The sequence below is a fragment of the Cloacibacillus porcorum genome (assembly GCF_001701045.1).
In the GTDB taxonomy this organism is placed as follows: Bacteria; Synergistota; Synergistia; order Synergistales; family Synergistaceae; genus Cloacibacillus; species Cloacibacillus porcorum.
Window position 1 is genome coordinate 1,105,038 of sequence record NZ_CP016757.1, and the last position, 11,980, is coordinate 1,117,017.

The 11,980-nt window shown below is 56.7% G+C and carries 12 protein-coding genes; 4 read left to right on the plus strand and 8 right to left on the minus strand.

Annotated features, from left to right (window positions below; translation table 11 throughout):
• Positions 1–7: 7 nt before the first annotated feature.
• Positions 8–316 carry a YerC/YecD family TrpR-related protein gene (locus BED41_RS04970; RefSeq protein ID WP_066743687.1) on the minus strand — a complete coding sequence of 103 codons (309 nt, stop codon included), beginning with the start codon at positions 314–316 and terminating at the stop codon, positions 8–10.
• Positions 317–658: 342 nt separating this feature from the next.
• On the opposite strand from BED41_RS04970, the gene proS reads away from it, so the two are divergent.
• Positions 659–2,101 carry a proline--tRNA ligase gene (proS, locus tag BED41_RS04975; protein ID WP_066743689.1) on the plus strand — a complete coding sequence of 481 codons (1,443 nt, stop codon included), beginning with the start codon at positions 659–661 and terminating at the stop codon, positions 2,099–2,101.
• A 97-nt stretch (positions 2,102–2,198) separates the two neighbouring features.
• Here the strand turns inward: proS and BED41_RS04980 are convergent, their stop codons facing one another.
• The 6 genes from BED41_RS04980 to BED41_RS05005 all read right to left on the minus strand — a co-directional run bounded on the left by BED41_RS04980 (position 2,199) and on the right by BED41_RS05005 (position 8,707).
• Positions 2,199–3,515 (minus strand): TRAP transporter large permease, encoded by a 1,317-nt coding sequence (locus BED41_RS04980; RefSeq protein ID WP_066743691.1) that lies wholly within the window; start codon positions 3,513–3,515, stop codon positions 2,199–2,201.
• Positions 3,512–4,105, minus strand: a complete 594-nt coding sequence (locus tag BED41_RS04985; RefSeq protein WP_066743693.1) for a TRAP transporter small permease — start codon at positions 4,103–4,105, stop codon at positions 3,512–3,514. The genes BED41_RS04980 and BED41_RS04985 overlap by 4 nt, the downstream gene beginning before the upstream one ends.
• Before the next feature lie 88 nt (positions 4,106–4,193).
• The gene (locus BED41_RS04990; protein WP_066743694.1) at positions 4,194–4,565 is read right to left on the minus strand and encodes a hypothetical protein; all 372 of its coding nucleotides are present in this window, start codon (positions 4,563–4,565) and stop codon (positions 4,194–4,196) included.
• Between the two features lie 71 nt (positions 4,566–4,636).
• Complete coding sequence (locus BED41_RS04995) at positions 4,637–5,905, minus strand: acyltransferase domain-containing protein (RefSeq protein WP_066743696.1); 1,269 nt, start codon at positions 5,903–5,905, stop codon at positions 4,637–4,639.
• A gap of 66 nt (positions 5,906–5,971) precedes the next feature.
• Positions 5,972–7,333: a tRNA uridine-5-carboxymethylaminomethyl(34) synthesis GTPase MnmE gene (mnmE, locus tag BED41_RS05000; protein WP_066743698.1), complete on the minus strand. Its 1,362-nt coding sequence runs from the start codon at positions 7,331–7,333 to the stop codon at positions 5,972–5,974.
• Positions 7,334–7,501: 168 nt separating this feature from the next.
• Complete coding sequence (locus tag BED41_RS05005; protein WP_066743701.1) at positions 7,502–8,707, minus strand: aminotransferase-like domain-containing protein; 1,206 nt, start codon at positions 8,705–8,707, stop codon at positions 7,502–7,504.
• 249 nt (positions 8,708–8,956) lie between these two features.
• On the opposite strand from BED41_RS05005, the gene BED41_RS05010 reads away from it, so the two are divergent.
• From BED41_RS05010 to BED41_RS05020, 3 genes are read left to right on the plus strand one after another with little or no spacing between them, the layout of a single operon-like run.
• On the plus strand, positions 8,957–9,970 hold the full coding sequence (locus BED41_RS05010; protein WP_066743703.1) for a 3'-5' exoribonuclease YhaM family protein: 1,014 nt from the start codon (positions 8,957–8,959) through the stop codon (positions 9,968–9,970).
• 1 nt (position 9,971) lies between these two features.
• On the plus strand, positions 9,972–10,877 hold the full coding sequence (locus BED41_RS05015) for an RluA family pseudouridine synthase (RefSeq protein ID WP_066743705.1): 906 nt from the start codon (positions 9,972–9,974) through the stop codon (positions 10,875–10,877).
• A 3-nt stretch (positions 10,878–10,880) separates the two neighbouring features.
• Positions 10,881–11,468, plus strand: a complete 588-nt coding sequence (locus BED41_RS05020; protein ID WP_066743706.1) for a DUF1847 domain-containing protein — start codon at positions 10,881–10,883, stop codon at positions 11,466–11,468.
• A 61-nt stretch (positions 11,469–11,529) separates the two neighbouring features.
• Here BED41_RS05020 and BED41_RS05025 read toward each other — a convergent pair whose 3' ends face one another.
• Complete coding sequence (locus tag BED41_RS05025; protein ID WP_066743708.1) at positions 11,530–11,904, minus strand: helix-turn-helix domain-containing protein; 375 nt, start codon at positions 11,902–11,904, stop codon at positions 11,530–11,532.
• Positions 11,905–11,980 lie beyond the last annotated feature (76 nt).

An 11,980-nucleotide genomic window follows, 5' to 3' on the forward strand; every position in this document is an offset into this window, starting at 1 on the left:
GCCAGGATTACTTATCTTCGCTTGCCTTCATCGCTTCGAGCTTACGCAGCACGTCGCGGTAGCCGTCGGCGCCGTATTCGACAAATTTCTTTACGCGGCTGATCGTCGCGGTGCTTGCTCCGGTGGCCTGTACGATCTGCGGATAGGAAAAACCCTTGATGAGAAGGCTGGCGACCTGGAGTCTCTGCGAGAACGCTTTGATTTCCGAAAATGTGGCGACATCCTCAAGGAAACGGTATGCTTCGTCACGGTCTGTAATGGCGACTATGGAATCGCAAAGCTGGTCGGTGAATTCGTCTTTCCACTGGTTTGACATAGTTCTGCCTCCGTATTTTAGAACTTTAATCAGGGACTATATTAAAAAGGATACGCCAAATTGTGGAATTGTCAAGTTGGCGTAATGTACTAAAGTGATTTTTATGTGTGTAAGGAAAAGACAATATCGGCCGCGCTGAATCCATCAAGCATTAATATGGAGATAGAGCCGCCCGCCTTGCCGGGTATATTTATGCGTTCTGCAATGTCTGTATTCCCTATCGCAAATTTTGTCAAAAGAGTGGTAAAATACAAAACGACTGTAAAAAGGAAAGTGAACGCTCAAGAGGCAAAGCAATAGAATAACCAGGGTTTTATAACCCGATCGGAGGAACAATTATAGATGGCTAAAAACATTACACCAAAGGAAAAAGATTATTCACAGTGGTATCTCGACGTTATCCGTGTCGCGGAAATGGCTGACTACGCGCCGGTAAGAGGCTGTATGGTCGTGCGGCCGACGGGCTACGCCGTATGGGAACTTGTGCAGAAACATTTTGACGACGCCTTCAAAGAGACCGGACATGTCAACGCCGCCTTCCCGCTGCTGATACCGCAGTCTTTCCTCTCCAAAGAGGCGGAGCATGTCGAAGGTTTTGCTCCCGAGTGCGCCGTCGTTACCCACGCGGGCGGCGAGGAGCTCGAGGAGCCGCTTATCGTGCGTCCCACCTCCGAGACCGTCATCGGCTATATGTACAGCAAATGGGTCCAGTCGTGGCGCGATCTGCCGATCCTGATAAATCAGTGGTGCAACGTCATGCGCTGGGAAAAGCGCCCGCGCCTCTTCCTCCGCACCTCGGAGTTCCTCTGGCAGGAGGGACATACGGCCCACGCGAGCAAAGATGAGGCCGTCGAGGAGACGCTGCGTATGCTCGAGGTCTATCGCCACATCATGACCGATTACCTCGCGCTGCCAGTTCTTGAGGGGGAGAAGACCGAGGGAGAGCGTTTCCCCGGAGCCGACAACACCTACACCTGCGAAACGATGATGAGCGATAAAAAGGCGCTGCAGGCCGGTACGAGCCACTACCTAGGGCAGAACTTCGCGAAGGCTTTTGAGATACAGTTCCAGAACAGGGACGGCGAAATGGAATTTGCCTATACAACAAGCTGGGGAGTCTCAACGCGCCTCATCGGGGCTATCATCATGACCCACGCGGATAACGACGGCCTCGTGCTGCCGCCGCGCATCGCCCCCGTCAAGGCGGTCATCATCCCCATCTCGACGAGCGACGAGAAGATCGACAAAGAGCTGATGCCGAAGGCCGCCGAACTCAAGGCGGCGCTCAACGAGGCGCTTGGCGGACGTTTCGTCAACGTAGACACCCAATTCCATATGCGCCCTGGCGACCGCTTCTTCTCGCACCTTCAGAAGGGCGTGCCGCTTCGCCTCGAACTTGGAGAAAAGGAATACGCGGCGGAGAAGCTGCGTGTCGTGCGCCGCGATACCGGCGAAAAGATAGACATCGCCTGGGCTGACGCGCCGACGGCGATCCCCGCGCTGCTTGACGAGATACAGCGGAACCTCTACAACCGCGCTCTTGAGTTCCGTCTTGCCAATACGCACAGGGCGGAAAACATGGAAGAATTCAAGCGGCTTCTGGAGGAGAAGGGCGGCTTCATCGAGGTGTTCTTCGGAGGTTCAAAAGCGGACGAAAAGGCCATCAAAGAGGCGACCGGCGCGACGCCGCGCTGCTTCCCCTTCGCCCACGCCGAGGAGCGCGGCAAATGCTTCTATACCGGCAAAGAGGGCGCTAGAAAGGCGATCTTCGCGAAGGCCTATTAAGTATCAAAATACAGAATATGACGAAAAGCATAACGCGGAGCCCGAAGGCTCCGCGTTGTACTTTTTGTCTCTGTTATTGCCGAAATCTCTTTTTATCTTACCAGGGAATGCCGAGGATGAGATGCGGCAGGGCGAGCACTACTTTCGGGATGTAGGCGGTCACAAGCAGTACCGGTATCCAGCAGAGGACCATGAATTTCAGCGCGGGGCTCATGATCTCGTTTATCGCCGCGCCGCCCACTCGTCCGCTTAAATAAAGGACCGGCGCCGCAGGCGGCGTGATACAGCCGAGCGCGGTGTTCACGCCGACGATCGCCGCGTAATGGACCGGGTTGAAGCCGAGGTCCATGATGATCGGAAGCAGGATCGGCGTAGTCAAAACGACGACGCTGATATCGTCCATCAGCATTCCCATCAGCACGAGGAAGACGTTGATCATCATCATGACGATGATGGGGTTGGTCGAGATCGAATAGAAGAGGTGCAGTACGCGTCCGGGGAGATCCTCAAGGATGTAAAGGCGCGAGAGCATCGAGACGGAGTAGAGCATGACCATGATAACGCCCGTTGTGATCGCGCTTTCGACGATGATGTTGAAAAGGGTCTTCCAGTTGAGCCCTTTGTAGACGAAGAGGCCGATCGGGATGCAGTAGAGAACGGCAAGGGCCGAGGCCTCGGTCGTCGTCATGACGCCGCCGTAGATGCCCCCGAGTACCATTACCGGCATGACAAGTGCCGGTATGGCGAGGCGGCCGCGTTTCATGAACATCTCCATACGCTCTTTGCCAGTGCGTTTTACCTCGACAAATACCTCTTTATTGTTGCGCAGCATCCAGACATTGATGGCGCTGAGCAGGATAATGGTGATTATTCCCGGCCCTACGGTGGAGAGGAAGCAGGCGAGGACGGAGATGCCGCTTATCCAGGCGAAGATGATCAGCGTCGCGTTCGGCGGGATAAGCAGTCCAAGCAAAGAGGCGTTTGCCATCAGGGCGCATGCGTGTCCCATCGGGTAACCGCCGGAGCGGAGGCGCGGAAACATGATTGCGCCGATACAGGAGAGGGTCGCGCAGGCCGCGCCGCAGATGGAGCCGAATACGGCGCAGGAGACTACGGCGACGATGCCGAGACCGCCGCGGATATGACCGACAAAGACGTCGACCATGTCAATGAGTTTTTCAGCGATCTTGCCGCGTTCCATGATCCCGCCCGCGAGAATGAACATCGCGATGGCGATGAGAGATACTGAGTTCATCTGTGTGAAGCCATAGGGGAGCAGTTGTGTTGCCTGATACCCAGCGCCGTCCGGACCGCCGAAGAAGATGAGCCAGGCGCAGGAGGCCATGAAACTTACGGGGACCGGCACGCCGATGGTGAGGCAGGCGATGAGTATGAGAAGCGCGATATAAATCATGAGCGGTTTCCTCCCTCTTTAAGGAATAGTTTTTTCCCTGCACTGATCATTTCCAGCATAAAGTACCACGACATTGAGAGCAGACCGAGGAATATCGCGATATAGACCGTCCAGAGGGGGATACGCCAGGCCACCGTACGCGGCAGCGCGACGAAGGTGCCCAACGGCCCCATGAATCCGAAGATGAAAAATTCCCAGCCATACCAGGTAAAGAGCAGCGTCACACCGAAGGTGATGACCGTGCGGATGAAGATCACCGCATCTTTCTTCCTGCTCTCGCGCATATAGGACTGAACCAGGTCCGCCGATACATGTGTACCCGCGAAGGAGCCGTAACCGGCCCCCATAAAGTAGAGCCAGAAGGCGAAGATCTTGACCCATTCTTCATATCCGTAGAGGTCCATCTGGAGGAAATAGCGCATGATCGTCGCCGCGCTGATGATCAGCACAAGCAGCATCGACATGCAGAAACAGACGATAGAGTAGAAGCTGACCGTGATTTTATCAAAAAGATTATCAGGCTTACGGACGCCGGTTACCTCATCGTCCATAAGCGCCGCCATTTCGATACGTTCGGAATTGGCTGCCATTATAAAGACTCCTTTCTCAAAAGACAGGTAAACTTAGGCTGACAGGATAAATCAGCCTTAGATGGATTTGCCGTCTGTATGAGAGAGCCTATTCCAGCTTTTTAACGGTGTTTATATAACGGTCTTCAGGAGTGATGGTCTGCGCTGAAAGACGGAGCTTCCGCAGAGCGTCATGGCAGGGGCTGGCCTCCATGTATACAGGAGAAAGAATGCAGCCGCCAAGTCCGCCTTTGACGATTTTCCGTCCCGTCTGCACAAAGGACTGGAGGGCGGATAGCATGGCCAGATCGCCGCTCTGTATGACGGCCTCTGCCGAAGCGGAAGATTCAGTCCGGTCACCGCCAAAAGCAAATCGGTAATGATCGTTTATCTCTTCGAAGTTTCCAAAGAAAGAGAGGAACATCACGGAGGCAAGCATGAGTAACGTCATATATCTAAAGGTATTTCGCATCCGCTCCATGATATCATCTCCTACTTTTTCTGATTATCTGATATATTACCATAACTTACATTTTTCTGTGCGGATTCTGTTTATTTTATGATGTTCTGCAAAAAGTTTTTATTGGTAATATACCAATCAGCAGATTGAATTTCAGAGAGGATATGACACTCCCACAGCGCGGCAAGAGTCTCTTGTATCCCGCGTTTAAAGCAGTATTCGGGGGAACGGTTTTCATGATAGCGGGCCATCGATGAGGCTCCGTACCATCTGCCGCCGGGCAGCGCTTTTACGCCAGCCGCCGCCAGCACGCGATGAACGCCAAACTCTATGACGATGGCGTCGTTGTCACCTAAAGCTTCGGATAACGCGGCGAGGGCGAGATCGAAACGTACCGTATCGCGGCAGTGCCGCCGGCGCCACTCAGGGGCTTCCACCTCCCGCGCCGTGAGCGGCGCGCCGGTAACGGAGGAGAAGAGCGGACAGCAGCCGTCACGAAGGGTTGGAAAGGCCAGCGCCACTATCGGCGCGAGCGCCGGCTCCATTATTGCGGAATGGGCGGCCTTCGGCACGCGCAGCCTTCTGTGCGGCATCGCCTTTCGGTCAAGCACCCTCTCGAAGTCGGAGAGCGCCCTGAGCTCGCCGGATACGACGACGGAGCGGCTGCTATTGACGGCGGCGACGGAGAGCCTCCCGCCATACGCCGCCGTCAGCCGGAAAATTTCCGCGGAGTCCGCCGCGACATGGGCCATTGCGCCGGACTCCGCGAGGGAATCGATGATCAGTGCGCGCCGGCAGACGAAGCCGAGCATCTCCTCGTAGGAGGCCATGCCGCAGACGACCAGCGCCGTCAGCTCTCCGAGAGAATGGGCGATCATCATATCCGGATGCGCTCCCCACGCGCGGTACTGCATCGCAAGCGCCGCGCCATATATGAGGACGAAGAGCTGTTCCTCCATGCTGCTGCGTGCCTTGCCGCGCGAGAGGATATCATTCACGGAAAGCCGTCCGTGGCGGTCGAGCACGCACTGGGCGCGCTCAATATACTCGCGGAAGACCGGCAGCTCCGCGCAGAGGGATTCGACCGGCACGGGACCGGCCGAGCCCTGGCCCGGCATCGCAAAAACGAGTTTTAGCTTTTTGCCGGTCTTTGGAGGAGAGGCATTCAGTGCTTCGATGGCCTCTTCTGTATCCGAGGCGACGAAGGCTCTGCGGCATGGGCCGCCGTCCGGACTGTTGCCGCCGAAGAGTACGCGCGGGCACTCTCCAGCCTTCAGCCGTTTGGCGAGCAGTGCGCAACACGCCACCAGCGCGGCGTCATCGTCAGCGGACAGGGCAAATATTCGGGTGTCATTTTCCATTTAGATGTTCCATTACGCTAAAGTTGACAGAACGGCAGTTTTACCGGGGCGAAGACCGGCGCAGGATCATTTGCCGACGCAGAAGCTGCTGAATATCTTGTCAAGCAGATCCTCGCTCGCGTCGATGCCGAGCAGCGACGACAGCTGAGCCCTGGCATCCGATATACAGGAGAGGACGAGATCGTCTCCTATCCCGGCAGAGAGCGCCGCGCGTGCGGCAGAGAGCGCCTCTTTTGTTCTTGCGAGGCACTCCATCTGCCGCGCGGTGACGGAGTAACCTCCGGCAAGCTCCCCGCCGGAGAGCGCCGTCTTAAGAATGAGCTCCTTCAGCTCGTCAAGCCCGCTTCCGTGGGCGGCGGAGACGGCGATGCGCGGATGGTCGGGGAAATGCGCCGCGATATCGGCCTCGGTAATCCTCGCGGGGAGGTCGCTCTTGTTCAGGATGATGATCTGCCTCTTCGCGGCGGCGGGCAGCGCCGCCTCCATCGTGAGATCGCCCTCCGAACTGTCTATCACCCGCAGGATGATATCGGCCTCCTCCATCGATTTGAGCGAGCGCTGCACGCCGATCTCCTCGATTTCGTCGGTCGTCTCGCGGATGCCGGCGGTGTCGATTATCCTCACCGGCAGCCCCTTATAAATGAAGGTCTCCTCGATGCTGTCGCGCGTCGTGCCAGGCGTCGCCGTGACGATTGCGCGGTTCTCCGCGAGCAGGGCGTTCAGCAGCGACGACTTTCCCACATTCGGCCGCCCGATGATCGCCGCGCGCAGCCCGTCACGCAGCAGCATGCCGCTGCGGCAGCGGGAGATGAGCTCTTCGCACTCTGCGAGGAGCTCATCGAGACGTACAGCGCTCTCGTTCTTGGAGATAAAGCCCTCTCCCTCCTCTGGGAAGTCAAGGTCGACCTCAAGCGTCGCCGCCAGCGTGGTAAGCCTCTCCATAAGTCCCCGTATCTTTTCCGTGAATGATCCCTGCAGCGATCTCGCCGATGCGGTCAGCGCCTCGTCGCTGCGTGCCTTGATGATGCCGGCGACCGCCTCCGCCTGCGCGAGGTCTATACGGCCGTTGATGAAGGCCCTTCTTGTAAATTCGCCGGGCAGCGCCATCCTTGCTCCCAGCGAACAGAGCTCCTCGATACAGCGCTGCGCCGAAAGCGCGCCGCCATGGCAGTGTATCTCCGCGCTCTCTTCGCCCGTATAACTGTTTCCCCGCTCAAAACGCACGGCCAGCACCTCGTCAAAGAGCGTCCCGTCCTTTGTGTGCAGCGTTCCCAGCGTCATGCAGCGCGCGGGCTGTTCGGAAAAGCGCCGTTTGGCGCGGAATATTTTGTCAACGATAGCCGCGCTCTCGCTGCCGGAAACTCTCACTATCGCGATGCCGCCCTCGCCCCACGCCGTGGCCAGCGCCGTAATCGTATCTTCTGCCATTCTATGCGCTCCTATATCCCGTCATTTAAAATAAATTACTCCGCCGTATGCCAGCGTTGGTAATCTTAGTCTAACATTGCGGTGCCGCCCTGTAAATAAAACGCCGGACGGCATAACTCCGTCCGGCGTTAATTTTATGTGTCTGTCGCCTATTATGAGACTAAACCTTTAGAGCTCCTTGATGGCGGCGGCGAGGCGTTTCGCTCCCTCTTCGATCTCCTCCGGCTGCGCGAAGGTGAAGCAGGTGCGCATATAGTCGAGCCCCTCTCCCGCTTCGGCGTAGAAGGCCGGGCCTGTGACAAACGCCACACCGTGGTCGATCGCCTTCATGAAGAGTTTCGTCGAGTCAACCCCTGGCACCTGGAGCCAGAAGAAGAATCCGCCCTCAGGCGTATGGTAACGGGTGTTGGCGGGCAGATATTTTTTGAAGGCGGCATCCATCGCGTCGCGTTTCTTGCCATAGTGGGCGATGATCTTCGGCAGGAAGCCGTCGAGGTGGCCGAGGCGGCAGTACTCATAAACGAGGGCCTGAGCGACGACGCTCGTGCAGAGGTTTGTGCCCTGCTTTATCATCACCATCTTCTGAATGAGCTCCGGCGCGCCGACGATCCATGCCACGCGTGTGCCGGGGGCCAGTATCTTTGAGAAGGAGCAGGCATAGACTACTCGGCCGCCCTTATCCATCGAGAAGATCGTCGGGACATGCTCTCCGTTGTAACGGAGGTGTCCGTATGGGTCGTCCTCGAATATTATCAGATCGTACTTTTCGGCGATCTCCAGCAGCTTGGCGCGGCGTTCCTTGGAGAGTGTCGCTCCAGAGGGGTTCTGGAAGTTTACGATCGAATAGATGAATTTGATTTTGTGTCCGTCTTTGCGCCCCTGTTCGATGACTCCGGGCAGCAGGTCTACGCAAAGTCCGTCCTTGTCGCAAGGCACGGAGAGGAAGCGCGCGCCGCGGTTGCGCATCGCGTGCAGCGCTCCGGGATATGTCGGCCCCTCGACAATGATCGTATCGCCGTCATTGAGCAGCACAGAGCATAGAAGGTCCATGCCCTCCTGAGAGCCGGTAGTGATCAGCATTTCATCGGGTTTTGTCTCACGCCCCATGCGCGGGGCCATCCACTTTGATATATATTCCTTAAGCGGATCATAGCCGTTAGTAGCGCCGTACTGCAGAACGTCCTTACCCTCGCGGCTCAGTATCTGCGAGGCCTCCGCAAATTCCGCCACGGGGAATACCGCGGGGTCGGGATTTCCGCCGGCAAACGAGATGACGCCGGGTGTCTTTGTATACTTAAGAAGTGCGCGTATCGGCGACGGTTTAACATTTAGCGCTATCTCTGAAAGTCTTGCGTCCCAATTTACTGTACTCATAGAAAAATCCCTCCAAAGTAAGGTATAAATGTATTATACACGCTTTACATGAAGTATGTGGTACGAAGGACTGATGTATTAATTGTCCGTACAATGAGTTCTGTTGTTTATATTCGTACCTATCGTGCGGCCTGCCGGATATGCGCTGCGGCAGGATGGGTGAAATTATTAAGAAGATTGGATAATATGAGGGAAAAAGATGATATCATAACTGCATATGATTTTGTTTTTAGGGAAGGAAGATGGACAATGACTGCTAATTTGCTGCTTAACAGCCAGGAGGTACGAAAACTTCCGGCGGGCAGCCTCTTCAAGGCGATATTTGTCGTCAGCGCACTCTCGCAGAAGAGCGATAAAAATGGAAAACCATACTACGACGTGACCGTCTCCGATTCATTCGGAAGTATCGAGGCAAAGGTCTGGTCGGATGCCCAGTGGCTTGATAAATCCGAGGCCGAACCTCAGAGCGCCGACGACCGGCTGCCGGTTGAGAAAATATTGCAGCTTGCGGGAAAGACCGTCGGCATAAACGGCAAAGTAGCGGAATACCGCGGCCAGCTTCAGTTCAACTTTAACAAACTGACGCTGCTCAGCCAGGAGAAATATCCGCCCGCGGGCTATCTCCCGCGCTCGCCGATCCCGATCGAGGAGCTGACCGGCCGTTTTGAGACGCTTGTGAAGGGCTGCGGCGGCGAGGCCGGCGATTTTCTGCGTAAAGTATTCACCGGAGAACTCTGGAGCCGCTTCCGCGACTGGCCGGCGGCGGTGAGCCACCACCATGCCTACGCGAACGGCCTGCTGGAGCACACCCTCTCCGTCGCGGAGTGTGCGAAATCGATGGCGGAGTCGATGAGGACTGCCGGTTACGATGTTGATATCGACATCGTCGTTGCGGGAGCGCTGCTGCACGACATCGGCAAGCTGGACTCCTACCGGATGATATCCGTCCCAGAAATGACCGTCGAGGGGGCGCTGCTCGACCACGTCGCGCAGGGATACATGCGCTTCAACGAGCTTGCGGCGCAGTACGGACTCACCGAGAAGACGCGTATGCACCTCGGCCACATTCTGCTTTCACACCACGGACAGCGTGAGTTTGGTTCGCCCGTCGTTCCCGCGACGCCGGAGGCGATGATAGTCTCCTCCGCGGACGAGCTTGACTTCCGTATGTTCTGCTGGAACGACTCTGTTAAAAACCTCACCGACGACCAGCCGATATCGGCCTGGAACAACTCCACGCAGCGCAGGTTCTGGAAGAGGTAAAATGGGCGCGGAGCTGAAAATTTCCGCGGACAACGACGGCCGCCGCGTTGACCGCGTACTGCGTACCCTCTGGCCCCAGGTGCCCCTTGGGGCGATCATGAAGGCGGTGCGTACTGGCGAGGTGCGTCTTGACGGTAAAAAGACGAAGGCCGACGCGCGTCTTGAAGAGGGGCAGCTTCTCTATGTGCCGTGGGAAGAAGAGGCCGGGGGCCAGAAAACAGACGGGGGAGCGGAAAAAACCGCAAAAAAGCCGCCGCTTGAGACCCTTTACCGCGACGATTACCTTTGGGTGGTGAACAAACCGGCGGGGCTGCTGACACAGCCCGACATAAAGGGCGGGGATTCGCTCATCACGCGGGCCCTCGCGGAGCTGGGCTGGAGCCGCAGCGATTATCGGCCGGCGACGTTGCAGCGGCTGGACCGCAACACCACCGGCGCGGTGATAATCGCGCTCACGGGCGCGGCGCAGCGGCATCTCGCGGAGCTGATACGCGAACATAAAATAAGGAAGCTTTACCACGCGGTGGTCGAGGGCATCGCCGAGGAATCGGGACGTATCGACCTGCCGCTTTTGAAGGACGGCGCCGCCAACACCGTCCGTCCTGACAGAGAGGGGCAGCCAGCCCTTACTCTTTACAGAAGACTTTCCACCTCCGGAATGCGCAGCGTGGTAGAGGCTGAGCTTGTCACCGGAAGGCCGCATCAGGCGCGTGTGCACCTGGCGGCGATAGGACATCCGATTGTGGGGGATACGAAGTACGGAAGCGGACGCGGCGCGAAGCGCCCGCTGCTTCACGCGCGGACGATAATATTCCCCACGGACGCGGAGCTTCCGGCGGGGCTGCGCGGCTCTGCCGTGACCGCACCGCTGCCGGCTGATATGAAAAAATATGAAGAGGGTGCTTAATAGATGAGGTGTGACCGCTGTACGGAAAAACCATGCCGGGAGGGGATGGCCTGCACCGCCTGCGACGCCGCGGCGCTGTACGCAGATCCTGAGGACAGGCGCATGATGCGCGCCGCCTCCGAGGTGGAGGCCGAATATTACGGGGAGATCAACCGTATTCAGGAGATCATACTCTTCTCGCAGAAGATGGGATACAAAAAACTTGGTATCGCTTTCTGCGCCGCCCTCTCGGAAGAGGCGGCCAAACTCTCGCAGATACTGGAAAACTATTTCGAGATCTCCACCGTGAACTGTAAGGTCTGCGGCGTGGAAAAGTCGGAGATGGGCGCGATGGAGAGCGACAAGGTCGGACCGATATCCTGCAACCCGATAGAACAGGCCGAGGTGCTCAACGCGGCGAATACAGACCTTAACCTGTTGCTTGGCCTCTGCGTCGGCCACGACGCGCTCTTCATAAAATACTCCCAGGCGCCGGTGGTGCCGGTCGCCGCGAAAGACCGAGTCATCGCCCATAACCCGCTCGGCGCGCTCTACTGTTCGGCGATCTTTAAGCGGATGATGAAAGAGGCAAAGAACCAGGAAACTAAATAAAGTCCATGAAAAAATGGGAGGCGGTGGATTTTTCCACGCCTTCCATTTTTACTGCCGCAGCTCAGCCTCTCTTTGGTGATAGGTCAGATAGCATCTTCATATCTTTTGCATAATTCAGTATCTTTATCTTTGTCTCCAGCGGTACCCCACGCAAAAGCGTGCAGACCTCTTTCGATATATCGTCGAGCTCCGGAGCCGGAGCGCACCACATGCCGTCCCTCATAAAGGGACACTGTGCTGGCGGCTCTGCCTCTTCGTCAAAAAGCGACGTCGGGGCGACCCCCAGTACATCGGCAATCTTTTCCAACCTTTTTATAGAAGGAGACTTTTTCCCGTTTTCAAGCGCCGAGATATAGCCGACGGAGATATCCACCGCCTCGGCCAGTTGCTCCTGCGTCATCTTCTTCAAGAGGCGAAGTTCCCTGATTTTTTCCATTTGAGCTATCCCTCCTCTGTGTCATTTTTATTTTCAAAGGAAGGCTGTATAATTCCATATACTTTTAGTAATAAAA